22 protein-coding genes and 1 riboswitch are annotated in these 23,440 nt (G+C 68.5%); of the genes, 7 read left to right on the top strand and 15 right to left on the bottom strand.

The features are described from left to right. Window positions 1–4 precede the first annotated feature (4 nt). From BLS74_RS21730 to BLS74_RS21720, 3 genes are all read right to left on the bottom strand, one after another. On the bottom strand, window positions 5–3,274 hold the full coding sequence (locus BLS74_RS21730; protein WP_093109219.1) for an efflux RND transporter permease subunit: 3,270 nt from the start codon (window positions 3,272–3,274) through the stop codon (window positions 5–7). A 27-nt stretch (window positions 3,275–3,301) separates the two neighbouring features. Next, the gene (locus BLS74_RS21725; RefSeq protein WP_093109218.1) at window positions 3,302–4,540 is read right to left on the bottom strand and encodes an efflux RND transporter periplasmic adaptor subunit; all 1,239 of its coding nucleotides are present in this window, start codon (window positions 4,538–4,540) and stop codon (window positions 3,302–3,304) included. Between the two features lie 141 nt (window positions 4,541–4,681). After that, on the bottom strand, window positions 4,682–5,554 hold the full coding sequence (locus BLS74_RS21720) for an alpha/beta hydrolase fold domain-containing protein (RefSeq protein ID WP_093109217.1): 873 nt from the start codon (window positions 5,552–5,554) through the stop codon (window positions 4,682–4,684). Between the two features lie 168 nt (window positions 5,555–5,722). Between BLS74_RS21720 and BLS74_RS21715 the strand changes: the two genes are divergently transcribed. Further along, on the top strand, window positions 5,723–6,637 hold the full coding sequence (locus tag BLS74_RS21715) for a LysR family transcriptional regulator (protein ID WP_093109216.1): 915 nt from the start codon (window positions 5,723–5,725) through the stop codon (window positions 6,635–6,637). Window positions 6,638–6,640: 3 nt separating this feature from the next. Here the strand turns inward: BLS74_RS21715 and BLS74_RS21710 are convergent, their stop codons facing one another. The 8 genes from BLS74_RS21710 to BLS74_RS21675 are packed head-to-tail and all read right to left on the bottom strand — an operon-like array spanning window position 6,641 to window position 14,281. Continuing rightward, the gene (locus BLS74_RS21710; RefSeq protein WP_093109215.1) at window positions 6,641–7,636 is read right to left on the bottom strand and encodes an aminotransferase class I/II-fold pyridoxal phosphate-dependent enzyme; all 996 of its coding nucleotides are present in this window, start codon (window positions 7,634–7,636) and stop codon (window positions 6,641–6,643) included. Then, window positions 7,633–8,589 (bottom strand): adenosylcobinamide-phosphate synthase CbiB, encoded by a 957-nt coding sequence (gene cbiB, locus BLS74_RS21705; protein ID WP_093109214.1) that lies wholly within the window; start codon window positions 8,587–8,589, stop codon window positions 7,633–7,635. The genes BLS74_RS21710 and cbiB overlap by 4 nt, the downstream gene beginning before the upstream one ends. 9 nt (window positions 8,590–8,598) lie before the next feature. Beyond that, entirely contained in the window at window positions 8,599–9,168 is a 570-nt protein-coding gene (gene cobO, locus BLS74_RS21700) for a cob(I)yrinic acid a,c-diamide adenosyltransferase (RefSeq protein WP_093109213.1), read from the bottom strand. Between the two features lie 20 nt (window positions 9,169–9,188). Further along, the gene (locus tag BLS74_RS21695; protein WP_093109212.1) at window positions 9,189–9,977 is read right to left on the bottom strand and encodes an ABC transporter ATP-binding protein; all 789 of its coding nucleotides are present in this window, start codon (window positions 9,975–9,977) and stop codon (window positions 9,189–9,191) included. After that, on the bottom strand, window positions 9,977–10,936 hold the full coding sequence (locus BLS74_RS21690) for a FecCD family ABC transporter permease (protein WP_244503956.1): 960 nt from the start codon (window positions 10,934–10,936) through the stop codon (window positions 9,977–9,979). Before BLS74_RS21690 ends, BLS74_RS21695 begins: the two co-directional genes overlap by 1 nt. Before the next feature lie 41 nt (window positions 10,937–10,977). Continuing rightward, complete coding sequence (locus BLS74_RS21685) at window positions 10,978–11,838, bottom strand: ABC transporter substrate-binding protein (RefSeq protein ID WP_093109210.1); 861 nt, start codon at window positions 11,836–11,838, stop codon at window positions 10,978–10,980. Beyond that, a complete protein-coding gene (locus tag BLS74_RS21680) occupies window positions 11,835–12,407 on the bottom strand; it encodes a bifunctional adenosylcobinamide kinase/adenosylcobinamide-phosphate guanylyltransferase (protein ID WP_093109209.1) in 573 nt (190 codons plus the stop codon). The genes BLS74_RS21685 and BLS74_RS21680 overlap by 4 nt, the downstream gene beginning before the upstream one ends. Then, window positions 12,404–14,281 carry a TonB-dependent receptor domain-containing protein gene (locus BLS74_RS21675; RefSeq protein ID WP_244503950.1) on the bottom strand — a complete coding sequence of 626 codons (1,878 nt, stop codon included), beginning with the start codon at window positions 14,279–14,281 and terminating at the stop codon, window positions 12,404–12,406. The genes BLS74_RS21680 and BLS74_RS21675 overlap by 4 nt, the downstream gene beginning before the upstream one ends. Window positions 14,282–14,360: 79 nt before the next feature. After that, window positions 14,361–14,600, bottom strand: a riboswitch (cobalamin riboswitch). 38 nt (window positions 14,601–14,638) lie between these two features. Here BLS74_RS21675 and BLS74_RS21670 point away from each other — a divergent pair. The 5 genes from BLS74_RS21670 to BLS74_RS21650 all read left to right on the top strand — a co-directional run bounded on the left by BLS74_RS21670 (window position 14,639) and on the right by BLS74_RS21650 (window position 18,686). Next, the gene (locus tag BLS74_RS21670) at window positions 14,639–14,863 is read left to right on the top strand and encodes a DUF904 domain-containing protein (protein ID WP_093109208.1); all 225 of its coding nucleotides are present in this window, start codon (window positions 14,639–14,641) and stop codon (window positions 14,861–14,863) included. Further along, window positions 14,863–15,198 carry a cell division protein ZapA gene (locus tag BLS74_RS21665; RefSeq protein WP_093109207.1) on the top strand — a complete coding sequence of 112 codons (336 nt, stop codon included), beginning with the start codon at window positions 14,863–14,865 and terminating at the stop codon, window positions 15,196–15,198. The genes BLS74_RS21670 and BLS74_RS21665 overlap by 1 nt, the downstream gene beginning before the upstream one ends. A 276-nt stretch (window positions 15,199–15,474) precedes the next feature. Further along, window positions 15,475–16,290, top strand: a complete 816-nt coding sequence (locus BLS74_RS21660; RefSeq protein ID WP_093109206.1) for a sulfite exporter TauE/SafE family protein — start codon at window positions 15,475–15,477, stop codon at window positions 16,288–16,290. 123 nt (window positions 16,291–16,413) lie between these two features. Continuing rightward, a complete protein-coding gene (locus BLS74_RS21655; RefSeq protein ID WP_093109205.1) occupies window positions 16,414–16,839 on the top strand; it encodes a universal stress protein in 426 nt (141 codons plus the stop codon). Between the two features lie 155 nt (window positions 16,840–16,994). Continuing rightward, entirely contained in the window at window positions 16,995–18,686 is a 1,692-nt protein-coding gene (locus BLS74_RS21650; RefSeq protein ID WP_093109204.1) for an esterase/lipase family protein, read from the top strand. 13 nt (window positions 18,687–18,699) lie between these two features. On the opposite strand, the gene BLS74_RS21645 is transcribed toward BLS74_RS21650, so the two are convergent. After that, complete coding sequence (locus tag BLS74_RS21645; RefSeq protein WP_093109203.1) at window positions 18,700–19,665, bottom strand: AraC-like ligand-binding domain-containing protein; 966 nt, start codon at window positions 19,663–19,665, stop codon at window positions 18,700–18,702. Between the two features lie 97 nt (window positions 19,666–19,762). Here BLS74_RS21645 and BLS74_RS21640 point away from each other — a divergent pair, with 97 nt between their 5' ends. Beyond that, on the top strand, window positions 19,763–20,146 hold the full coding sequence (locus tag BLS74_RS21640) for a VOC family protein (protein WP_093109202.1): 384 nt from the start codon (window positions 19,763–19,765) through the stop codon (window positions 20,144–20,146). Here the strand turns inward: BLS74_RS21640 and BLS74_RS21635 are convergent. Genes BLS74_RS21635 through BLS74_RS21625 form a run of 3 tightly spaced genes read right to left on the bottom strand, consistent with a single transcriptional unit; the run spans window position 20,143 to window position 23,437 of the window. Then, window positions 20,143–21,693: a malonate--CoA ligase gene (locus tag BLS74_RS21635; RefSeq protein ID WP_093109201.1), complete on the bottom strand. Its 1,551-nt coding sequence runs from the start codon at window positions 21,691–21,693 to the stop codon at window positions 20,143–20,145. The genes BLS74_RS21640 and BLS74_RS21635 overlap by 4 nt on opposite strands. A gap of 2 nt (window positions 21,694–21,695) precedes the next feature. After that, on the bottom strand, window positions 21,696–22,454 hold the full coding sequence (locus tag BLS74_RS21630; RefSeq protein WP_093109200.1) for an enoyl-CoA hydratase/isomerase family protein: 759 nt from the start codon (window positions 22,452–22,454) through the stop codon (window positions 21,696–21,698). Further along, window positions 22,451–23,437 (bottom strand): Bug family tripartite tricarboxylate transporter substrate binding protein, encoded by a 987-nt coding sequence (locus BLS74_RS21625; protein ID WP_093109199.1) that lies wholly within the window; start codon window positions 23,435–23,437, stop codon window positions 22,451–22,453. Before BLS74_RS21625 ends, BLS74_RS21630 begins: the two co-directional genes overlap by 4 nt. Window positions 23,438–23,440 lie beyond the last annotated feature (3 nt).

The raw sequence follows: 23,440 nt of genomic DNA, 5'->3' as shown, positions 1-23,440 counted from the left end.
CCGTTTACTCATGCAACTTGAGCGGCGAAGCCGGTGCAGGCTGCAGGCCCCCGCCGCCGCCCGCCGCATGCGGTGCCGCCGCCGGGTGGTCGGCCGAGACGAAGCTGTCGTCCAGATGCGGCACCTCGCCATGCAGCTTGAGCGGCCTGTTGCCCGTCAGGCGACGCAGCACGACGTAGAACACCGGCGTCAGGAACAGGCCGAAGGCGGTCACGCCGATCATTCCGGCGAACACCGCCACGCCCATGGCCGAGCGCATCTCCGAACCGGCGCCGGTCGCCAGCACCAGCGGCAGCACACCCATCACGAAGGCCAGCGAAGTCATCAGGATCGGGCGCAGGCGCAGGCGGCTGGCTTCGATCGCGGCCTGGAGCGGAGTGCGGCCGGCGAACTCGAGCTCGCGCGCGAACTCCACGATCAGGATCGCGTTCTTCGCACTCAAGCCCACTAGCACGATCAGCCCGATCTGCGTGAAGACGTTGTTGTCACCCCCCGAGATCCATACGCCGGTCATCGCCGCGAGCAGGCCCATCGGCACGATCAGGATGATCGACAGCGGCAGCGTGAGGCTTTCATACTGCGCGGCCAGCACCAGGAACACCAGCAGGATGGCGAGCGGGAACACCAGCACCGCCGAATTGCCCGCCAGGATTTCCTGGTAGGTCAGCTCGGTCCACTCGTAGCTGACGCCCTTGGGCAGCGTCTCGGCCGCGATGCGTTCGATCACGTCCTGCGCCTGGCCCGAGGAGAAGCCGGGCGCTGGGCCGCCGTTGATGTCGGCCGAGAGATAGCCGTTGTAGCGCATCGCGCGTTCCGGTCCGAAGCTGGAATTCACCTTCATCAGCGCCGAGAGCGGCACCATCTCGCCCGAGTTCGAGCGCACCTTCAGCAGGCCCACGTCTTCGGCACGTGCGCGGTACGGCGCATCGGCCTGCACCCGCACCGAGTACGTGCGGCCGAACTTGTTGAAGTCGTTCGCGTACAGGCTGCCGAGGTAGATCTGCATGGTGTCGAAGATGTCCGTCACCGGCACGCCGAGCTGGCGCGCCTTGGTGCGGTCGATGTCGGCATAGAGCTGCGGCACGTTGACCTGCCAGCTGGTGAACATGCCGGTGAGCTCGGGCGCCTGCCGCGCCTTCGTCATGAAGGCCTTCACCGCCGCGTCCATCTGCTCGTAGCCGACCGAGCCGCGATCCTCCAGCTGCAGCTTGAAGCCGCCGGTGGTGCCCAGGCCCGCCACCGGCGGCGGCGGGAACATCACGATGAAGGCGTCCTGGATGCCTGCGAACTGCTGGTTGAGCTGGCCTGCCACCGCGCCGCCGCTCTGGTCGGCGCGCTGGCGCTCGGCAAAGGGCTTGAGCGTCGCGAACACGATGCCCGAGTTCGAACTGTTGGTGAAGCCGTTGATCGACAGGCCGGGGAACGCGATCGCGTCTTCGACGTTCGGGTTCTTCTTGGTGATCTCGCCCATGCGATGGATCACTTCTTCGGTGCGGTCCAGCGTGGCGCCGTCGGGCAGCTGCGCGAAGCCGATCAGGTACTGCTTGTCCTGCGCCGGCACGAAGCCGCTCGGCACCGCCTTGAAGAGGCCGAAGGTCACGCCGACGAGCGCGAGGTAGATCACCAGCATCAGCGTCTTGCGCGAGATGACGTTCTTGACGCCGCCGCTGTAGGCTTCCGCGCCGCGGTGGAAGAAGCGGTTGAAGCCGCGGAACAGCCAGCCGAAGACCCGGTCCATGCCGCGCGTGAGCGCGTCCTTGGGCTGGTCGTGCCCGCGCAGCAGCAGCGCGGCGAGCGCCGGCGACAGCGTCAGCGAGTTGATCGCGGAGATCACGGTCGAGATCGCGATGGTCACCGCGAACTGGCGATAGAACTGCCCGGTGAGGCCGCTGATGAAGGCCAGCGGCACGAACACGGCCACCAGCACCAGCGCGATCGCGATGATCGGCCCGGACACCTCGCGCATGGCTCGATACGTCGCCTCGCGCGGCGTGAGCCCGGCCTCGATGTTGCGCTCCACGTTCTCGACCACCACGATCGCGTCGTCGACCACGATGCCGATCGCCAGCACCAGCCCGAAGAGCGACAGCGCGTTGATCGAGAAGCCCAGCACATGCAGCACGGCGAAGGTGCCGATCACCGACACCGGCACCGCGAGCAGCGGAATGATGGAGGCGCGCCAGGTCTGCAGGAACAGGATCACCACCAGCACCACCAGCGCGATGGCTTCGAGCAGCGTGTGCACCACCGATTCGATGGAGGCGCGCACGAACTGCGTCGGGTCGTAGGCGATGCGGTATTCCACGCCCTCGGGCATGGTCTTGTTGATCTCTGCCATCGTCTTGCGGACGTTGGAAGAGATGTCGAGCGCGTTGGAGCCCGGCGCCTGGAACACGCCCATGCCGACCGCCGCGTCGTTGTTGAGCAGCGAGCGCAGCGAATAGTCGGCCGCGCCCAGTTCGAGCCGGCCGATGTCGCGCAGCCGGGTCACGGCACCGTCGGCGCCGCTCTTGACGATGATGTCGCCGAACTCCTCTTCGCTCTGCAGCCGCCCCTGGGCGTTGATGGACAACTGCATGTCCACGCCCGGCAGGCCAGGCGATGCGCCGACCACGCCGGCCGCCGCCTGGATGTTCTGGCCGCGGATCGCAGCCACCACGTCGCTGGCGGAGAGGCCGCGCTGCGCGACCTTCTGCGGGTCAAGCCAGACGCGCATCGAGTAGTCGCCGCCGCCGAAGATCTGCACCTGGCCCACGCCCTCGATGCGCGCCAGCCGGTCCTTGACGTTGAGCACCGCGTAGTTGCGCAGGTAGGTCATGTCATAGCGGTCGTTGGGCGACACCAGGTGCACCACCATCGTGAGGTCGGGCGCGCTCTTGACCGTGGTCACGCCGAGACGGCGCACTTCCTCGGGCAGCCGCGGCTCGGCCTGCGAGACGCGGTTCTGCACCAGTTGCTGCGCCTTGTCGGGGTCGGTGCCGAGCTTGAAGGTGACGGTCAGCGTCATCACGCCGTCGGTGGTCGCCTGGCTGCCCATGTAGAGCATGCCCTCGACGCCGTTGATCTGCTCCTCGATCGGCGTCGCCACCGTCTCGGCGATCACCTTCGGATTGGCGCCCGGGTACTGGGCGCGCACCACCACCGAGGGCGGTGCGACCTCGGGGTACTCGGAGATCGGCAGCCCGCGCAGCGCGATCAGGCCGGCGATCAGCATCAGGAGCGACAGCACCCCCGCGAAGATCGGCCGGTCGATGAAGAACTTGGATAGATTCATGATGATTCTCTAGAGAGCGCGCTGTGCTCAGGACTTCGCGGCAGCCGCCACGCGCTGCGGCTGCACCTCGGCCTTGGCGTCCATGGTGACTGCCTGCGGTGCCACCAGCGCGCCGGGGCGCACGTGCTGCAAGCCGTTGACCACGACGCGTTCGCCGGCCTTCAGGCCCTTGGTGACGACACGCAGGCCGTTGACCGATGCGCCCAGCGTGACTTCGCGGTACACGGTCTTGTTGTCGGCGTCGACGACCATCACGAACTTCTTGTTCTGGTCGGTGCCGACCGCGCGTTCGTTGACCAGCACCGCGCTCTCGCTGCGGGCCTGGCCCATGCGGATGCGGGCGAACTGGCCGGGGATCAGTGCGCCGTCCTTGTTGTCGAAGGCGGCACGCACGCGCACCGTGCCGCTCCTGGCGTCGACCTGGTTGTCGATCAGCTGCAGCTTGCCTTCGTAGGGGGTGCCTTCGAGGCCGGCGGTGCCCATCTGCACCGGGATGCCTTCGATCTTGTTGCGCGCACTGGCGCCGCCGGGCAGATCCTTCAGCGCCTTGACCACGACCTGCTCGTCGGCATCGAAGCTCGCGTAGATGGGGCTCACCGACACCAGCGTGGTGAGCACCGGCGCGCCGGGGCCGGCCGCGACCAGGTTGCCCACCGTCACTTCGATCTTGCCGATGCGCCCGGCCACCGGCGCGCGCACCTGGGTGTAGCCCAGGTTCAGGCGTGCGCTTTGCAGCGAAGCCTGCGCCGCGCGCAGGTTGGCCTCGGCCTCGCGGCCGGCGTTGACGCGCTCGTCGAGCTCGCGCTGGGCAATGGCCTTCTCTTCCCACAGGCGGCGTGCGCGCTCCTGCTCGCTGCGCGTGAAGGACACGCGCGCCTGGGCCGAGGCCACCTGCGCTTCGGCGCGCTCCACTTCCGCCGCGTAGGGCGCGGGGTCGATCGTGATCAGCAGGTCGCCCTGCTTGACCAGCGAGCCTTCGCGGAAATGGGCCGCCTGCACGGCGCCGGCCACGCGGGAGCGCACGTCGACCCGCTCGACCGCCTCGAGCCGGCCCGAGAACTCGTCCCAGGTGTTGACGTCGGTCGCGGCCACCGTGGCCACCGACACCGGCGTGGCGCGCGGGGCGTCGGCCGCGGGCGCATTGTTGGCCTCGGCCTTGAAGCTCGGCAAGCCGAGCGCGGCGCAGGCGATCGCGACCGCTGCGGTAATGCCGGTCACGGCGGGCCAGAGGCGGCGGCGGTTCTGGTTAGACAGCTTGCTTTGCATGATGAACGTCCTTTTGAATGACTTTGGGAATGCAACGGCCCAACCGGCGTCGTGACACAGGAGGGCGATATCCGGCACCGCCGGCAAGGCCTGCGGACCGAGGAGATTCGAAAAACGGGTTACCGGCGTGGCCGGCTGGGCCTAGACCGGGGGAGGCACCGGCGGCGCCGTGGCAGCGAAAAATGCGCGCATGTGCTCACCGACTGTCTCCGGACACGCGCAATCGCCATAGGCGGGGTCGTACAACTCGTCCGGACACTTCGCGGCCGAGGGCAGCACGCCCCGGGTCACCGAAATGCCCGCATCCTGCAGCCGCTGCGCGAAGCGCAGGGCTTCGTCGCGCATCGCATCGTCCTCGCCGACCAGCACCAGCGTGGGCGCCAATTCGGCCAGCCGCAGCGAGGCGCCCGGCACCGCATAGGGGTGCGTCGCGTTCATCGGGCGGCTCAGGTACTCCTGCCAGCCGGTCGCCCAACGGCACTTCACGGCGTCGCTCGTCGCCTTGCGCAGCGATTGCGTACCGGCGCAGGGGTCCAGCATCGGCGACAGCAGGATCTGGCCCGCCAGCGGCGGATGCGCGCGATCCCGCGCCATCAGCGCCACCGCGGCCGCCACGTTGCCACCGGCTTCCTCGCCGGCCAGGTAGACGCGGGCGCCCTTGCCTGCCAGCTTGACGCGCTGCTTGTAGAGCCACTCCAGCGCCGCGAAGCCGACCTCGATGGGTTCGGGGAAAGGTGCCAGCGGATAGGCCAGCGAGACCACCACCGCACCGGCGCCGGCCAGCAGGCGGGCCACGTTGCGGCCGAAGTCCAGATCGCCGCTGATGAAAGTGCCGCCATGGAAGTGCAGCACCAGCGGCACCGCCGCACCCTTGGCCCGTTGGCCATAGAGGCGCGCCTCGACCGGCTCGCGGCCGGGCAGCGGGATGCTGATGTCGGTTTCGGCGCCTTGCACAACGGCTCCCGCCGGGGCCTTGGCGGCTTCAGCAGAACGCGGAGTGGGACGGGATGACATGAGTGGCCTCGGTGGGTGGACGATGGGTTGAATATTACGACCCGGATTGGCTGCTGCAACGAGCTGTTGGCCCCTACTCTGTTTCCAATTGGCTAACAATCAGCTAAGAAGCGGCATGTGAGAATCCGCACCCCGGTGGAAACTCCGGGTTTTCCAGGAGCAGCATAAATGGACCAGATCCAGGCCATGCGGATCTTTGTCCGCGTCGTAGAAGCCGGCACCTTCACAAGAGCAGCAGACTCCCTTGGCCTGCCCAAGGGCACGGTCACCAAGCAGATCCAGGCGCTGGAATCGCGCCTGCACGTGAAACTGCTCAACCGCACCACGCGCCGGGTGACGGTCACGCCCGACGGCGCGGCCTACTTCGAGCGCACCGCGCGCCTCCTGAACGACTTCGACGAGATCGAGGCCAGCATGACCAATGCGCAGGCCAACCCGACCGGGCGGCTGCGCATCGACGTGGGCACTTCGACGGCGCGGATGATCATCCTGCCGGCGCTGGCGAGCTTCTGCGACCGCTATCCCGACATCCAGGTCGACCTGGGCGTGAGCGACCGCCCGGTCGACCTGATCAGCGACAACGTGGACTGCGTGATCCGGGCCGGCGACCTGACCGACCAGTCCCTGGTGGCGCGGCGCATCGGCACGCTGGAATTCGTGACCGTGGCCTCGCCGGCCTATCTGAAGCGCTACGGCGTGCCGCAGCATCCGACGGACATCGAGAAGCGCCATCATCTCGTGAGCTTTTTCGCCGGCGGCACGCGCCGCGTCTACCCGCACGAGTTCCACAGGGGCGACGAGCACATCGAGATGTCGGGTCCCTACCGGGTCTCGGTCAACGAAAGCAACGCCCACCTGGCGGCGGTGCTCGGCGGCTTCGGCATCTCGCAGTGCATCACCTTCATGACGGAATCCCACCTGGCCAACGGCGAGCTGATTGAGATCCTGCCGGACTGGACGCGGCCGCCGCTGCCGGTGCACGTGGTCTATCCGCCGAACCGCCACCTGAGCGCCAAGGTGCGGGTCTTCGTCGACTGGGCGGCCGATCTGTTCCAGAAGAATCCGCGGCTGCAGCGGCGCTGAGCCTCAGGGTCGCGCCGCCGGCCATGCGCGTTGCAGCGCCGACTGGCTGGCCGGCGGCAGCACGCCGAGCCGCACGTGGTCCGGCAGGCCGAAGGAGCGGGTGTCGCGCAGCTGGATGCCTGCATCACGGAGCGCTGCGGCACGCGGCGCATAAGGCACATCCGGCCGCGCGCAGAAATAGTTGGCGACGCTGGGCAGGCAGGTCCAGCCCAGCGCGGCGCACAGGGCTTCTTGCTCGCGTTTCCACGCGCGCAATGTGTCCAGGCTGTGCCGGAGCCAGTCCTGCGCTTCGGCGCCGGTCCAGGCGGTGAGCAGCGCGACACCGTGCGCTCCCAGCGGCCAGGATGGCGCGAGGCGGCCGAGGCGCGCGATCATCGCGCCCGCATCCCGGGGCGCGATCGCGTAGGCGGCGCGGATGCCGGTGAGGCCCAGCGCCTTGTTCGGCGTCCACAGTTGCCAGACGCGATCCTTCTGCACCGGGCTCAGCCCCAGGCTGCCTTCGAGCCGCAAGGGCTCATAGGCGAGGTCGAGCACGCAGGTGCCTTTCGAGGGCAGCGGCGCATCGATCAGGGCCTGCAAGCCGTTCTGGGCTTGGCCGAATGGGCTGGACGGATCGCAGCACCAGGCCAGGTCGGCACCGGCTGCCGGCGCGGGCTCGAAGCCCCACGCGCCGGCGGTCCGCTGGTAATCGCCATAGCTGTGCGGCGGCATCCAGACGCCGCGGCCGCCTTGCTGCGCCACCGCGGCCGTGATGCGCCCGATGAATTCGCTCGCGCTCGCGGCGATCACGATGCGCTCGGCGTCAACGCCATGAAAGCAGGCGAGCCCTTCACACAGCGCGGTGTAGCGCGGATCGGGATAGCGGCGGGCGTCCGCTTTCTGCAGCGCGGCCAGCGCCGATGGACAAGGGCCGCAGGCATTGGCGTTGGTGGAGAAATCGTGCGGCGCCGCGCCGCGGGCGTCCGGGCCGCCGTGCAGTGGTTCGTCGAAGGAAGTCATACAGCCAGCCCGAGGATCGATGCCGATGCGACAAGGGCCAGCAGCACGACGACCCTGGCCGCCAACGATGCGGCGCGTTGCGTGTCCGCCGCGCTGGCCGCGCGTCCCGCTTCGTTCAAGGCGTAGACGCCGGGCTTGGCGAGCCGTACGCCGAGGCAGAGCGCCATCGCGGCCATGGGCCAGCCGCTGTTGGGGGATGGGGTATGGCGGGCTTCGCGGGCGGTGGCGGGCAGAGCCCTCACCCCAGCCCTCCCCCGCTCGCGGGAGAGGGAGCAAGACGAGAGGAGCAGAAAGGCGGTGAAGCGCGCAGGCAGCCACGACAGCACATCGTCGGCGCGCGCGGCCCACTTGCCGGCCCATTCCCAGACGCGGCCTTGGCGCACGCCGCGATAGCCCCACATCGCATCGGCGGTGTTGGCGAAACGATAGAGCGCGGCCCCGGGCAGGCCGAAGAGCACGAACCAGAACACCGGCGCGACCACCGAGTCGTTGAGGTTCTCGGCCAACGATTCGATCGCGCTCTCGCGCACCTCGGCTTCGTTCAGCGCATGAACATCGCGGCTGACCAAATGCGCCAGTCGGTCGCGGCCGGCATCGAGCGAGCCGGCCAGCGCCGCTTCGACGGCCAGGACCTCGTCGCGCAGCATGCGCCAGGCGAACAGCGGCTTGAGCGCCAGGCCCAGAAACAGTACCTCCGCCCAGCCCGGGAGGCGCGCGGCGGCGACCGCGACCGCCCACGCGGCCAGCAGGACCGTGGCAGCGCCGGCCCACCAAGCGAGCGCTCCCGCGGCGAAGCGCGCGAGATCCGGTGAGCGCGCCGCTTCGGCCGGCGGTGCGATGCGCCGCCCCGCCCAGCCCAGGTAGCGGCCGGTCCACACCACCGGATGCCAGCGCGCGGCCGGTTCGCCCAACCATCGATCGATGGCGAGCGCGACCCAAAGCGCGGCCACCATCGTCAAGCTCTAGTCCTCGATGCCTCGTTGCGCCGGAATACCGGCCTTGAACGCATGCTTGACCATCTGCATCTCGGTCACCGTATCGGCCAACTCGACAATCTCGGGCGGGCAGCGGCGCCCGGTCAGCACCACGTGGACTTCGCGCGGCCGCGTGCGCAGCGTCTCCAGCACGCCTTCGAGCGGCAGCCAGCCGTAGATCAGCGGATAGGTGATCTCGTCGAGCACCACGAGGAAATGCTCGCCCGAGAGGATCGCCGCCCTCGCCTTCTCCCAGCCGTCGCGCGCAAGCTGCGCCGAGCGTTCGAGATCCTGGCTCTTCCAGCTGAAGCCGTCGCCCAGCCCTTCGATCGGGATGCCGATCTGCTCGAACATCCGGTGCTCGCCGAAGCGCGCGCTCGGCACCTTCATGAACTGGAAGATCTTCACGGCCTTGCCGCGGCCGTGTGCGCGCAGCGCGAGGCCGAAGGCCGCGGTGCTCTTGCCCTTGCCGTCGCCGGTGTTGACGATCACGAGGCCGCGGCGCTCGCCCTCGGGCTTCTCGTAGGGCTTGTCGCTGGGTGGGGTTTCGATCTGCATGGGAGTTCCCGGTTGAGTGTTCAGTGCGGTACGGCCAGCCACTGGTTGGCCACGCGATGCACGGTGACGCGGCCGTCGAACACCGCTTCGAGCGCCTGGTGCGTCGCTGCATCGTCGCAGCGGCCATGGTGCAGCACGCGGCCCTTGGCCATCACCACCATCGCATCGGCCGCCAGCGCGGCATTGAGTTCGTGCAGCACGCTGACCACCGTCCTGCCTTCGGCCACCAGCGCACGGGCGCTCGCCATCCAGTCGGCCTGGTGCGGCGGATCGAGGTTGGCGAGCGGTTCGTCCATCAGCAGCAGTTCGGCTTCGACGGCCAGTGCACGCGCCAGCAGCACGCGCTGGCGTTCGCCGCCCGACAGCTGGCCGAGCGGCCGCCCGCCCCACTCCCAGGCCTGGGTGCTGCGCAGCGCGCGCTCGACGGCCGCGCGATCGGCATCGCTGGGCGCGGCGAGCCAGCGCTGGTGCGGCAGGCGCCCGAGCATGGCGACGTCGTAGACCATCAGGTCATCGGCAGAGCCTTCGCCCGCGCCGCCCTGGCCGAGCCACGACAGCCGCCGCGCGCGCGCACGGCCGGAGATGGCATCGAGCGGCTGCCCGAACAGGCGCACCTCGCCGCGATGGGCCAGCAGGCCGGCCAGCACCTTGAGCAAGGTGGACTTGCCCGCGCCATTGGGACCGACGATGCTGGTCCAGCGGCCGGCCGCGAGCGCGAGATCGATGCCATGCAGCACCTCGGTCTGGCCCAGCGTCGCGCTGACCTGCCTTGCCTCGAGCGCGATGCCGCGCGCGACCACCCGCTCCATCAGAAGCCTCCCCGCGCGCTGCGCCGATGCATGAGCCACAGCAGATAGCTGCCTCCGAGCACTGCGGTCAGCACGCCGACCGGCAGCTCCTGCGGCGCGATCAGCCAGCGCGCCAGCAGGTCGGCCGCCATCAGCAGCAGGCCGCCCATCGCGGTCGACAGCACGATCAGGCGCGCATGCGTGGTCTTCACGGCCGAGCGCACCAGGTGCGGCGCCGCCAGGCCGACGAAAGCGATGAGCCCGGTCTGCGCCACCGCGGTGCCGGTGGCAAGCGCGAGCACCGCCACCAGCGCGGCGCGCATCGCGCCCAGCGGCAAGCCCAGGCTGCTGGCCGTGGCCTCGCCGAGCGCCAGCCCGTCGAGCACCGGCGCCAGCGCCCAGCCGAGCAGCAGGCAGACGAGGCCGAGCGCGCCCATCACGCCGCAGGCGCTCCAGCCGACCAGGCCCGTGCTGCCGAGCATGAACCCCTGGATCGCCTGCAGGATGTCGGCCGATGCGATGGTGATCAGGTCCTTGGCGGCGCCGAGCACCACGCCGACGATCACGCCGGCCAGCAGCAGCCGGAGCGTCTGCTGCACGCCGCGCGCCAGCATCAGGGTGAGCAGCACCGCCAGCACGGCCCCCAGAAAGGCCGCGCCGGTCAGGCCCAGGCGCACCACCCATTGCGTGCTGGCCGCCGAGACGCCGAACAGCGACAGCGCCACGGCCATGCCGAGCGAGGCGCCCGAAGCACTGCCCAGCAGATAAGGGTCGGCCAGGGGATTGCGAAACAGGCCCTGCGCCACCGCGCCCGCGAGGCCGAGCAGCGCGCCGGCGAGCCAGGCGCCCAGCGTGCGCGGCAGGCGGATGTCCCACACGATCTGCAGCGCGACCGGATCACGGTGCGCCGCGAACACGCTCTCGAAGCCGGTGCTGCCGATGCCTGCGCCCAGCACGATCAGCGCGGCGCTCAGCACCATCAGCCCGATGCCGAGCGAGAGGGCGCGGCGATGCTCGCTCTTCACGCCTTGTCCTGCAGGCACTTCGCCATGAGCTGTGCAGCCTCGCCCATGCGCGGGCCAGGCCGTACCAGCACATCGGATTCGGCAGCCTTGAAGCGGCAGATGCGGCCTTCGCGCACCGCCCGGATGGAAGCCCAGCCCGGCCGCTGCTCGAGTCCCTGCGCGCTGCGCTCGCCGACCATGATCAGGTCGGGATCGGCGCGCACCACGTATTCGGGATTGAGCTTGGGAAAGGGCCCGAGCGAAGCCGGCACGATGTTCTTCACGCCGAGCCGCGCGAGCGTCTCGCCGATGAAAGAGACTTCGCTCGCCGCGTAGGGCGCGCTGTTGATCTCGAAGTACACGCGCCTGTTCTTCGCGCGCGCCGGCAGCGCCTCTGCCGCCGCCGTCACGCTGGCATCGATGGCGCGCCACACGCGTTGCGCATCGCCGATGCCCAGCACCTGGCCGAGCGCGTCGAGCACGCGCTGCACGTCGGCATGGCTCTTCGGTTCGAGCACGATCACTTTGAGACCCAGCGCCTCGAGCCGCTCGGTGACGCGCGAGGACTTGGCCAGGAGCACCACGTCGGGCTTGAGCGCCACGATGGCCTCGACGTTCGGATCGATGCCGCCGCCCAGCTGCGGCAGTGCGCGCACGGCATCGGGCCAGTTGGAGTAGCGGTCGACGCCGATCAGCCGCTCGCAGGCGCCCAGCGTGCAGACCGATTCTGTCAGCGAGGGCAGCAGGCTCACGATGCGCTGCGGCGGCCGCGGCAGGTCGACGCGCACGCCGCGCTCGTCGGTCACGACCACGGCATGGGCCGCGACCGTCAGCGCCGCCGCGGCCAGCGCGAGCGCCCACCTGCAAAGCGGATTCATTCGGGTTCTTTCAAACTGAGCGGCAGGCCTGCGGCCATCAGCGTGACGCGCTCGCAGGCCGCCGCCACCTCCTGGTTGAGGCGTCCCAGCGCATCGACGAAGGCGCGCACCTCGCTGCCCATCGGGATCACGCCGAGACCGATCTCGTTGGCGACCAGCACCACCGGGCCGCGCGCTTCGCGCAGGGCACGCAGCAGCGAAGCCTGCACCATCTCCAGCGAGGCGCTGCTTCCGTGAGACGCGGACGCCGCCGGCATCAGCAAGTTGGTGAGCCACAGCGTGAGGCAATCGACCACCACCAGGACATGCGGCGCGCTCAGCCGGGCCAGCGCGGGACCGAGCGCGATCGGCTCCTCGACGGTGGCGAGGCCCGGCGCGCGCAGCGCGCGGTCCTCGCGATGCCGGGCGATGCGTTCGCGCATCTCGTCGTCGTGCGCCATCGCGGTCGCGATCAGCACCGCGTGGTGCGCGGGAGAACGCGCAAGCCACTCGGCCGCGCGCCCTTCGGCGCGCCGCGACTTGCCGCTGCGCTGACCGCCGAGGATCAGTTCGCGGCGTGCGATGTTCATTTCGGCTGCCACCGCACCGTCAGGTAGGCAGCGCGCCCGCGCTGGTTGTAGCCGTAGGCTGTTTCATACGTGACGTCGTTGAGGTTCGTGATGCGCCCCTGCACCGACCAGTCCTTCGCCACCTGGTACTCGGCATAGAGATCGACGGTCGTGTAGTTGCCGAGTCTGCGCGTATTGGCCACGTCGTCAAAGCGGCGCCCCACATGCAGCGCCGAGCCGCCGAACTTCCAGGGGCCGACGGCGTAGTCGATGCCCAGTGAAACGGTGTTCTTCGCGCGGCGCGGCAGCAGCTTGCCGGTACCCTCGTTGCGCGGGTCCAGCGAGTCCAGGTTCGCATGCACGCCCCAGGGGCCGAACTGGCCGTCGTAGCCCAGCGTCCAGCCCTCGATGCGAGCGCGGGGTATGTTCTCGGGCCGGGTGGTGTTGGTGATGAAGCCGCGGATCTTGTTGTCGTAGCGCACCAGCTTCACGCTCTGGCCGTCCTGGCTCCAGGTGATGCCGACGTCGGTGTTCTTGCCCTCTTCCGGCTGCAGCGCCGCGTTGCCGAAGTTGGGGAAGTAGAGCTGGTTGAACGAAGGCGCGACGAAGCTGGTGCCGTGCGACGCGTTGACGCGCCAGTTCGGCGTGATCCGGTAGCCGTAGCCGGCGAACCAGGTGTTGCTGTCGCCGAACTGCGAATTGCGGTCGTGCCGCGCGTCGACCTGCCAGCTGTGGGCGCCCGCGCTGCCGTTGAGGCCGACGAAGGCCGAGTCGATGTCACGCTTAGTCACTGCGTACGCGGTGTCGCTGTTGACCTCCTGCACGCGGCGTTCCAGGCCGGCGACCACGGTGCCGATCGGCGTCGCGATGTCGTTCTGCCACAGGTACTGGTCCTGCGTGGTCTCGAACAGGCCCGGCAGCGTGGCGGCGACGATGGAGCGCGTGTAGTCGCGGCTCTGTGCGTAGCGCAGCTGCGTCGACCAGTTCTGCATCACCTTGCCGCGCGCGCCGATGTACGCGGTCTGGGTGCGCACAACGGCGCGGGTGTCGCGATTGGGGCCGTCGTCGAAATGGTTCAGGCCTTCCGAGTACAGCAGGCCGCTGTCGATCTTCCAGTCTGGATTGATCTGGTAGCCCAGCGACGCGTTGAGGGCGCTCTGCATGAAAGGATCGCGGTCCGGGTTGAAGTTGCCGAACTGCACCTTGCGGTTGGTCGCGGAGAAGCTCTTGTCGATCGTGCGCTGCGCGTCGAGCGAGTACGTGAAGGGCCCCGAGGCGCCGGTGAAGCCGCCGGTGATCTGCTTGTAGCCTTCGCTGCCGATGGTGCTCGACGCGCGCGGGCTGAACGAGTCCTCGCCCGGCTTGGCCTTGCGCGTGAAGATCTGCACCACACCGCCCACGCCGTCGCTGCCGTAGAGCGCCGAGGCCGGCCCCTTGACCACTTCGATACGTTCGATCATCTCGACCGGGATGTTGTCCCACGAGGGCGTGCCGGCTGTGGCGGAGCCATAGCGCACGCCGTCGATCAGCAGGATCGTGTGGCGGGCTTCGGTGCCTCGGATGAATACGCTGCTGACCTTGCCCGCACCGCCGTTGGCGGACATCTGAACCCCCGCGACACGCGCCAGCAGTTCGGGCAGCGTGCGGCTGGCCTGGCGTTCGATCTGCGCGCGATCGATGACCACCGTGTCCGACACCAGTTCGTCGGCACGCGTTGGCGTGCGGGTCGCGGTCACCACCGTTTCGGGCAATGCCGGGGCTGCAGCTTGTGCGAAGGCGAGCGCGGGCATGCCCAGCAACGCGGCAACCGAAAGGGAAATGGCGCTGGGGCGTGCCAGCGGACGCGACGAAGCGCGCCCGGCGGCGCGTGCGGAAGAAACGCAGGTTGTCATCATGGGAAACACAAGAGATCAATGTCCGTCACCGGCTTCCCCGCCGGTGCTTGGACGTCATGACCGCCTCATGCTTCACGCATGCGGCAGCCGCCTCGTTGGCCGGTATCCGGGCTGGCAGCGCGCCCCCGTCGCCTTCCCAGGCGCCTGTTTCAGGGCGCCCAGTGGCTTCTTGACGAGGGCGGCACCGAAGGGGTGCCGTCTGCTTGACCGTTGCGGGGGCAGCGCAGGCTGGCTCGGCCCGAGGGGGCTTCGACTCCTGCTTCCCGTTGAACTGCGCCGCGTGAACCGCGGCGCGAGCACCAACGCGCGGGATTTTAAGTGCGAAAGCGCGCTCGCCGGAAACTACAATCGCCCCCCATGCCTGCACCGAGCCGTATTGAACAGATCGCCGAGCGCGTCGAACGTTTGCTTGTGCGCCACGAAGAAGTGCAGCGCACCAATGCGTTGCTGCAAGACCAGGTGAACGCGCTCACGCGCGAACGCGATGCGCTCAAGTCGCGGCTGGCCGCGGCACGCACGCGGCTCGATGCGCTGCTCGAACAGCTGCCGGCAGAACCCTCTCAAGACGCTCCCTCTTCCTGATGAAACAAGTCGAAGTCCAGATCATGGGCCAGAGCTACCTGCTCGGCTGCCCCGAAGGCGGCGAGCCGCAGCTGCGCGAAGCCGTCGAGCGCGTCGATGCCGCAATGTGCAAGATCCGCGATGCGGGCAAGGTGAAGGCGCGCGACCGCATCGCAGTGCTGGCCTCGCTGAACCTCGCCTTCGACCTGGCCCAGCGCGAAGCGACGATCGCGGCGCCTGCCGCGCCGGCGGCCGCCCCTGCGGCGGGTCCCGATGCAGCGGCCGACGATGCCCGTGCCGCACAACTGATCCAGCGCCTCGACCAGGCCCTCGCCGGCGACGACCATTTGCTGTGACGGACTACATGCGCTCGTCATTGCGGGCGTAAAATCCACTCCGTCTGCGGTGCGTGTCGGGCTTAATATTTCCTTGTTCCAATGCTCTACGGAGCAGGGCTTGGTATATCGCTTGGCGGGTGTGATCATCTCGCGTCAGATGAACCCGAAGCCTTGCTGCCCTCGCCCACCTGAACCCTGGTTCAGGATGCGAGTCCGGCCTCACTCGCAGACACCTTTTTTGGACGGCCACGGCCCCGTATTCGGGGCCGTGGCTTTTTTCAGAGGCCTCCTTTCATGACGATCGCCCCCCTGCTGGTCGCCGAACTCGCCGTGCTCGGCGTCGGTACCGGTTTTCTCGCCGGCCTGCTCGGCATCGGCGGCGGCATGTTGATGGTGCCTTTCATCACGATCATCCTGGGCCATCGCGGCGTGCCGGCCGACCTGGCGGTGAAGATGGCGATCGCAACCTCCATGTCGACCATCATGTTCACGTCCATCTCGAGCGTGCTCGCGCACCACAGGCGCGGCGCCGTGCGCTGGGACATCGTGAAAAGGCTGTCGCCCGGCATCGTGATCGGCAGCCTGGTCGGCAGTCTCGGCGTGTTCGCTCTGCTCAAGGGCTCGGCGCTCGCCGTCTTCTTTGCGCTCTTCGTCGGTTTCTCGGCAACGCAGATGTTCCTGAACCGCAAGCCCAAGCCGACGCGACAGATGCCCGGCACCGCGGGCCAGCTCGCGGGCGGCGGCGCGATCGGCTTCCTCTCGGGCCTGGTCGGCGCCGGCGGCGGCTTCATCAGCGTCCCCTTCATGACCTGGTGCAATGTCGCAATCCACAACGCGGTCGCCACCAGCGCCGCTTTGGGCTTTCCGATCGCGGTGGCCAACGTGCTCGGCTACGTGGCCAGCGGCCAATCGGTGCAGGACCTGCCGGCCGGCTCGATCGGCTACATCTGGCTGCCTGCGCTGGCCGTGATCGCGGTCTGCAGCTTCCTCACTGCGCCGCTCGGCGCGAAAGCCGCGCACAGCCTGCCGGTGTCGAAGCTCAAGCGCGTGTTCGCAAGCATCCTCTACGTGCTGGCGGCCTACATGCTCTGGAAGGGCTTGCGCGGCTGAGCGCAAGGCCCCCTGCATCCACTCGGCTTCTACTCGGCTTCTCTGTACGTGCGCGGCACCTCGCCGTATAACCTTGTCATGCGGCGCTTTCGCCGCAGGTTGCAAGAGAACGAGAGGCAGTGCATGAAGATCCTGATCGCCGTCGACGGCAGTTCCCATACGCAGAAAGCGCTCGACTACCTGGCCGCCCATCGCGGCATGTTCGTCGACGGCCATGCGCTGATCGTGGTGCACGTGTGCAGCGGCCTGCCCGGCCATGCGGTCCGCCATCTCAGCAAGGATGTGGTGCAGGACTACTACACGGAAGAAAACGCCAAGGTGCTCGAGCCCGTCAAGGCTTTCTTCGCGAAGCACGACATCGGCAACTACCGCGCCGAGCCGCGCCACGGCCACGCCGCCGAAGAGATCCTGAAGGCCGCGACCGCGGGCGGCGCCGAGCTGATCGTGATGGGCACCCACGGCCACGGCATCTTCGGCCGCGCCCTCATGGGCTCGGTGGCGACCAAGGTCGTTTCGGAGACCGACATTTCGGTGCTGCTCGTGCAGTAGGGCCGCGCCGCTGCGCCGGCAACCGGCGCCCGGCGCATATCCATCGCTCTACACCAAACGAGTGATGTCGCGCACGAGGTGACGGGCATATAAACGCCCGGTATCGCGGCGCCGGTGAAGAACTCGTACGGACTGCCCGCGCCAGGAGAAATCGCATGGCCAATCCGCACGCGCCGTACCACCCCATCATCTATGTTCGCGGCTTCGCCGGCACGCAGAGCGAGATCGAGGCCACGGTGGCAGACCCTTTCATGGGTTTCAACATCGGCAGCACGAAGTCTCGCCGTATCTGGGACGGCACCATGCGCCGGTACTTCTTCGAGTCGCCGCTCGTGCGCCTGAAGGACGAGATCATCTGGCGACGCACCGCCACCGGCCGAGAGCGCTCGGACCAGTGGTACGACGATGTCTACGTGAACGGCGAAGACCTGACCGCACCGGATCCCGACGACAAGACCAAGCCGCTGCGCTCCGACATCACGCTGCCCTACCAGTCGATCGCGATCCTGCGCTACTACGATGACGCCTCCAACGAGTTCGGCGACGGGCAGCCGCATCCGATCACCCATTTCGCGCAGAACCTCGGCGAGCTCATCCTGCGCATGCGCACCCTCGTCTGCAGGAAGAACGGCAAGCATCCGATCCTGGGCGACCCGCTCGACAACGGCGTGGAGGAAAAGGACTTCAAGATCTACCTGGTGGCGCATTCGATGGGCGGCCTGGTATGCCGCGCCTTCCTGCAGAACGACACGCTGGGCACTCAGGAGGCCCGGGACGCCGTCGACAAGCTGTTCACCTACGCCACGCCGCACAACGGCATCGACCTCAGGGTGGTGCGCAATGTGCCCGGCTGGGGCGCACTCGGCGATGCCACCAACTTCAACCGGGACACCATGAAGTCCTACCTGAAGCTCGCCCCGACTGCGACGGACGTCTCGGAACTCACGCACTTTCCTGCCGAACGCGTGTTCAATCTGGTCGGCTCGAATCCCGCCGACTATCTGGCGCTCCAGGGACTTTCATCGTGGGCCGTGGGCGACGCGAGCGACGGCCTCGTCCGGATGGACAACGCAACGACCTTCGGCATGGTCGGGCCCGAAGAAGGTCCCCGGCTGCGCGTCGACTCTCCGCGCGCGTTCGTGTTCCGCAGTCATTCGGGCCACTACGGCATCGTCAATTCCGAGGAGGGTTACCAGAACCTCACGCGCTTTCTCTTCGGCTCGGTGCGGACCGACGGAATACTCGATATCGAAGAAGTCGCCCTGCCCGAAGAGGTGGAGGCGAAGAGAAAAAGCGGCCACGCGGTCCGCGCCTCCTACCGCTTCGAGATCGTCGCGACCCTGCGCAGAAGCCAGTGGCAGCTGCACCGCAGGGTGGTGCGCGAGAACTCCGCGATTCAGCGAAAGTTCGACGACCTCTTTCCCGATCAAGGCCCCGGCATCGCGCGCAAGGCAGCCCAGGCGGCGAGCCCCCACCTGTTCTCGATCTTCCTCGATCCGACCCGGGCCAGCCCCGACCTGGGCAATTCGATCGCGTTCGCATTCGACCTCAACGTGCTGGTGCCCGACTACGAAGTCGACGGCGTGCTCTGGCTGAACAAGCACTTCGAGGGCGGCTTTCTCTATCGCGACCAGATCCTCGTGGAGGCCGTTCCGGATCCTGCAGCGGCCGGAGGCTGGCGGCTGCAGTACGGCTTTCAGAGCCAGACACCCAATGTGGCCGCAATTCCGGCGCCTGTCAGCCCGCAGGCCGGCGCGCTGACATTCAAGATTCCCGTCGTCTCGCCGCCCGGAACCACCCCCGGCATCAAGGCTCAGCTGAGGATCGAGATGCGCACCTGGGCATGACGGCGGGTCGCCGTCACTGCCGGCCGCCGCCCAGCCGCCATTCGCGCGGCGCGCAACCGAAGCGTTCGCGGAATGCGCGGCTGAAATGCGCCGCATCGTTGAAGCCGCGGCCATAGGCGATCTCGCTCACGGTGCGGCCGGCCAGGCGGGGTTCCAGCAGGTCGCGGCTGCAGGCCTCGAGGCGACGCTCCCAGATGTACTGCGCAGGCGTGAGCGGCTCGCTCTTGAACACGCGGTGGATCTGGCTCGCCGACAGGCCGAGTTCGGCCGCGAGGCTGCCGACCGAGAGCCCGGCATCGCCAAGTTGTGCGTCGATGCGGCGCTTGATGCGCGCGAGATGGAAGGCGGCCAGGTTGCTGAGGCTCGGCGAGCGGGCCGCGGGCAGCGTCTGCAGGCCGGCCACGAGGATGCTGAGCACGCCGTTCGCAACCGCCAGCGCAGAGGCCGGTTGCAGCGCATCGATGTCCTCGCGCAGCGTGCCGATCATGTTGATCAGCAGGTGGCCCGCGCCCTCGCGGCCGGACACCGCCGTGGCCGTGAGCGCTTCCGTGTCGCGCAGCTCGCTGCGCAGGCGCTCGCCGGGGAGCTTGAGCACGATCTGCTCGAAGGCGTCGTCGAAGAAGAGCTGGTAGGGCCGCGTGCTGTCGTAGAGCGCGAAGTCGCCCACCGCCAACACGGCATCGCGCCCGTCCTGCCGCACCACGCCATGGCCGCGGGTCTGGATACCGACCAGGAAATAGTCGTCGGAAGAGCGCGCGATGTGGCCCGGCGTGCGCATGACGCTTTGCGCGCCCGAGCGCACCACCGAGACGTCGAGGGCCGGCAGCGTGTGCTGGCGGATGCTGCCTTCGAAGTCGCCCGGCGGGCCGTTGCGCACCGGATCGCAACCGAGCTGCACATAGATGTTGCAGATCATGTCGGTCCAGTACGCGAGCCGCTGATCGCGCGGCACGGCGTCGGTGCTGAGCAGGCGGTTCACGAGTCCTCCGAGGATGCGGGGCGAGAGGCGAAAACTTACGTCGAAAGCAGCTTGCATGCCACAGCGCTAACCCGCGCCCGGCGCTACCATCCACCGCATGGCCATCCAGCTCAATCACACGATCGTCCGGGCCCGCGATCCACGGGCCTCCGCGGTGTTCCTGGCAGAGATCCTCGGCCGCGGTGCGCCCGTTCCCTTCGGCCCCTTCCAGGGCGTCGAGGTCGACAACGGCGTCACCCTCGACTACATGCAGGTCGAGGGCGATATCCCATGGCAGCACCTGGCCTTTCTTGTGAGCGAGGCCGAGTTCGACCAGATCTTCGGCCGTATCCGCGAACGCGGCCTGCCCTACTGGGCCGACCCGGGCCACCGCCATGCCGGCGAGATCAACCACGGCGACGGCGGCCGCGGCGTCTATTGGAACGATCCCGACGGCCACAACCTCGAGATCCTCACGCGGCCCTACGGCAGCGGCAGCTAGACGAACAAGCCCTTGTGCTGCTCGCGCAACAGGGCCTTCTGCACCTTGCCCATCGCATTGCGCGGCAGCTCGGAGACGACGAAGCAGCGCTTGGGGATCTTGAAGTTGGCCAGCTTCTTCTTGAGCGCTCCGATGATCGCGTCGCCGTCGAGCGCCGCACCGGGCTTGGGCGTGACGATGGCGACGCCGACCTCGCCGAAATCCGGATGCGGCACGCCCACGAGCGCGCTCTCGGCCACACCGGCCATTTCGTTGATGTAGCCCTCGATCTCGGCCGGATAGACGTTGTAGCCGCCGCTGATGATCAGGTCCTTGCCGCGGCCCACGATGCTGACGTAGCCGAGCCCGTCGATTTTGCCGACGTCGCCGGTCTTGAAATAGCCGTCGGCGGTGAACTCTTCCTTGGTTTTCTCGGGCATGCGCCAGTAGCCGGCGAACACGTTGGGGCCGGCCACCTCGATGTGGCCGATCTCGTCCGTCGGGCAGGGCTCGCCCGCATCGTCACGCACGCGCAGCTGGACGCCGGGCAGCGGGAAGCCCACCGTCCCGCCGCGCCGCTGGCCCTGCACCGCGCTGTAGGGGTTGGAGCTGAGCATGACGGTCTCGCTCATGCCGTAGCGCTCCAGAATGGTGTGGCCGGTGCGCTCGCGCCAGGCCTCAAAGGTCTCGATCAGCAGTGGCGCCGAGCCCGCGATGAAAAGACGCATGCCGTTGCAGGCCTCGCGCGTCAGCCCCGGCTCGGCCAGCATGCGCACGTAGAGCGTGGGCACACCCATGAACACGGTCGCCTCGGGCAGCCGGGCCACCACGCGCTTCGGATCGAACTTGTTGAGCCAGATCATCTTGCTGCCGCTGATCAGCGCGCCGTGGATGGCGACGAAGAGGCCGTGCACGTGGAAGATCGGCAGTGCATGGATCAGCACATCGCCCTCCCCCTGCGCGCCGCTGTGCCAGCCCCAGTAGTCCTTCAGCACCTCGGCGTTGGAACGCAGGTTGCGGTGCGTGAGCATCGCGCCCTTGCTGCGGCCGGTGGTGCCGCTGGTGTAGAGGATGGCGGCGAGGTCGTCGTCCTTCTTCTGCGCGACGGTGTGGCGGTCGCTGCACTGCGCCGCCACTTCGAGCAGCGTGCCGGTGCGGTCGTCATCGAGCGTGAACACGTGGCGGGTACCGGCCGCGGTCGCGATCGGCGCCACCCACGATGCATTCGCGCTGCTGCAGACCACCACCGCCGGCTCGGCGTTGCCGATGAAGTACTCGATCTCGGCGCCGCGGTAGGCAGTGTTGAGCGGCAGGAACACGTAGCCCGCGCGCAGCGTCGCGAGGTAGAGCAGCATGGCCTCGACCGACTTCTCGACCTGCACCGCGATGCGGGCGCCCTTGTCGAGCTTCAGCGCGTCGAGCAGGTTCGCGATCATCGCGCTCGCGCGCTCCAGGTCGCGCCAGGAATAGAACAGGCCGTCGTCGGTCTCGACCGCGATGGCATCGAGATCGGCGGGGAAGGCCGCACGCAGCGCGGCGTAGAGGTTGGCGTTGGTCGTTTCGGTCATGGTCAGAAGACGGGGTTGCGCTTGGCGAGGAAGGCGGCGATGCCCTCGCGGTGTTCGGGCGAATCGGCGTAATCGTAGGCGCTGGCGAGCAGCCGGTCGACCGTGCCGGCGAAGAAGGTCCGCTTGTTGAGGCGCGCAGCCTCCGGCGCCAGCGCGGCGATGCGCTGCGCATGCGCCAGCGCTCCCGCAGCGACCTGCGCATCCGGCAGCACGCTCAGCACAAAGCCAGCGTCGTAGAGGCGGCGCGCATCGTGCACGCCGGCGGCCAGCAGCATGTCGCGCGCCAGCGTGTCGCCGATGGCGACACGCACCAGGGCCGCCTCGCGCGGCGCCATCGGAAAGCCCAGCTTCGCGATCGGCGCGCCGAATTTCGATGATTCGCCGGCCAGGCGGATGTCGCAGCAGCTCGCGATCTCCAGGCCGGCGCCCATGCAGGCGCCCTCGATCTGCGCGACCAGCGGCAGCTCGCAGGCCAGCATGGCGGCCAGCGCGCCCCAGACCTCGTTCTCGTGGAAGTCGCGCAGGCTGGCTTCATCGAAGCGGAAGGAGGGGTACTCGGAGATGTCGCCGCCGGCGCAGAAGGCAGCGCCCTCCCCGCGCACGACGACGCAGCGCGTGGCGTCGTCTTGCGCGAGCTCCTGCTCGAACGCGGCGCGCAGTTCGCGCCACATCGCGCGCGACATGGCATTGAGCCGTCCGGGATGGGCCAGCGTCACGAAGGCGAGCGCGCCCTCGCGCTCGAGCCTGACCGAGGCCGTCATTCCAGCTTGGCGCCAGAAGCTTTCACGACGCCGGCCCAGCGCCTGATCTCGGAGTTGACGAAGCTGCCATAGGGCGCCATCACGAGGTTCGGGATCTCGGCGCCGTTGTTGGTCCAGATGGCCTTCAGCTCGTCGGTGGCGAGCGCCTTCTTCATCTCGTCGACGATCTTCGCCTGCACCTCGGCCGGCGTGCCCTTCGGCGTCCACAGGCCGTACCAGGTGGTCACGGTGTAGTCCGGCAGGCCGACCTCGGCTGCGCTGGGCACGTCGGGAAACGCCGGGTTGCGCTTGGCGCCGGACATCATCAGCGCCTTGATGCGGCCGGCCTTGATGTGCTGCGAGGACGAGCCCAGGCCGTCGAACATGCAGTCGACATTGCCGGCGATCAGGTCCTGCAGCGCCGGACCCGCGCCGCGGTAGGGAATGTGGGTGATGAAGGTGCCGGTCTGCAGCTTGAAGAGCTCGCCCGCCAGGTGGTGCGAGGTGCCGGCGCCGGCCGAGGCGTAGTTGAGCTTGCCGGGATTCCTCTTGGCCTCGGCGACGAAGTCCTTGAGCGTGGTCGCGCTCACCCGCTTCGGGTTGATCACCACCACCTGCGGCACGCTGGCCAGCAGCATCAGCGGCACGAAATCCTTCTCGATGTCGTAGTCGAGCTTGGGATAGACGGAGGGCGCGATCGCATGGTGCACCGCCCCCATGAAGAGCGTGTAGCCGTCCGGCTGCGCCCTGGCCGCGATACTCGCGCCCAGGGTGCCGCCGGCGCCGCCGCGGTTGTCGATCACCAGCGTCTGGCCGGCGACCTTGGCGAACTGCGCCGACAAGGGCCGCGCGAAGGCGTCGGTGCCGCCGCCGGCCGGGAAGGGCACCACCATCGTCACCGGCTTGGCGGGCCAGCTGGCCTGGGCGCGTGCGCCGCCGCCCAGAACGGCGGCCGCGGCCGCGGCCAGGCGCAATATGTCGCGCCGCTGGAAGCTTGGGGTCATTGC

Origin of the sequence: Variovorax sp. CF079 (genome assembly GCF_900101545.1) — a bacterium.
Taxonomy (GTDB): domain Bacteria; phylum Pseudomonadota; class Gammaproteobacteria; order Burkholderiales; family Burkholderiaceae_C; genus Variovorax.
This window is presented reverse-complemented; position numbering and strand designations above follow the sequence as displayed.

Excerpts from the sequence above, each read along its gene's own strand:
- BLS74_RS21730 (WP_093109219.1), bottom strand. The coding sequence starts at position 3,274 with ATGAATCTATCCAAGTTCTTCATCGACCGGCCGATCTTCGCGGGGGTG.
- BLS74_RS21725 (WP_093109218.1), bottom strand. The coding sequence starts at position 4,540 with ATGCAAAGCAAGCTGTCTAACCAGAACCGCCGCCGCCTCTGGCCCGCC.
- BLS74_RS21720 (WP_093109217.1), bottom strand. The coding sequence starts at position 5,554 with ATGTCATCCCGTCCCACTCCGCGTTCTGCTGAAGCCGCCAAGGCCCCG.
- BLS74_RS21715 (WP_093109216.1), top strand. The coding sequence starts at position 5,723 with ATGGACCAGATCCAGGCCATGCGGATCTTTGTCCGCGTCGTAGAAGCC.
- BLS74_RS21710 (WP_093109215.1), bottom strand. The coding sequence starts at position 7,636 with ATGACTTCCTTCGACGAACCACTGCACGGCGGCCCGGACGCCCGCGGC.
- cbiB (WP_093109214.1), bottom strand. The coding sequence starts at position 8,589 with ATGGTGGCCGCGCTTTGGGTCGCGCTCGCCATCGATCGATGGTTGGGC.
- cobO (WP_093109213.1), bottom strand. The coding sequence starts at position 9,168 with ATGCAGATCGAAACCCCACCCAGCGACAAGCCCTACGAGAAGCCCGAG.
- BLS74_RS21695 (WP_093109212.1), bottom strand. The coding sequence starts at position 9,977 with ATGGAGCGGGTGGTCGCGCGCGGCATCGCGCTCGAGGCAAGGCAGGTC.
- BLS74_RS21690 (WP_244503956.1), bottom strand. The coding sequence starts at position 10,936 with ATGGTGCTGAGCGCCGCGCTGATCGTGCTGGGCGCAGGCATCGGCAGC.
- BLS74_RS21685 (WP_093109210.1), bottom strand. The coding sequence starts at position 11,838 with ATGAATCCGCTTTGCAGGTGGGCGCTCGCGCTGGCCGCGGCGGCGCTG.
- BLS74_RS21680 (WP_093109209.1), bottom strand. The coding sequence starts at position 12,407 with ATGAACATCGCACGCCGCGAACTGATCCTCGGCGGTCAGCGCAGCGGC.
- BLS74_RS21675 (WP_244503950.1), bottom strand. The coding sequence starts at position 14,281 with ATGATGACAACCTGCGTTTCTTCCGCACGCGCCGCCGGGCGCGCTTCG.
- BLS74_RS21670 (WP_093109208.1), top strand. The coding sequence starts at position 14,639 with ATGCCTGCACCGAGCCGTATTGAACAGATCGCCGAGCGCGTCGAACGT.
- BLS74_RS21665 (WP_093109207.1), top strand. The coding sequence starts at position 14,863 with ATGAAACAAGTCGAAGTCCAGATCATGGGCCAGAGCTACCTGCTCGGC.
- BLS74_RS21660 (WP_093109206.1), top strand. The coding sequence starts at position 15,475 with ATGACGATCGCCCCCCTGCTGGTCGCCGAACTCGCCGTGCTCGGCGTC.
- BLS74_RS21655 (WP_093109205.1), top strand. The coding sequence starts at position 16,414 with ATGAAGATCCTGATCGCCGTCGACGGCAGTTCCCATACGCAGAAAGCG.
- BLS74_RS21650 (WP_093109204.1), top strand. The coding sequence starts at position 16,995 with ATGGCCAATCCGCACGCGCCGTACCACCCCATCATCTATGTTCGCGGC.
- BLS74_RS21640 (WP_093109202.1), top strand. The coding sequence starts at position 19,763 with ATGGCCATCCAGCTCAATCACACGATCGTCCGGGCCCGCGATCCACGG.
- BLS74_RS21635 (WP_093109201.1), bottom strand. The coding sequence starts at position 21,693 with ATGACCGAAACGACCAACGCCAACCTCTACGCCGCGCTGCGTGCGGCC.
- BLS74_RS21630 (WP_093109200.1), bottom strand. The coding sequence starts at position 22,454 with ATGACGGCCTCGGTCAGGCTCGAGCGCGAGGGCGCGCTCGCCTTCGTG.
- BLS74_RS21625 (WP_093109199.1), bottom strand. The coding sequence starts at position 23,437 with ATGACCCCAAGCTTCCAGCGGCGCGACATATTGCGCCTGGCCGCGGCC.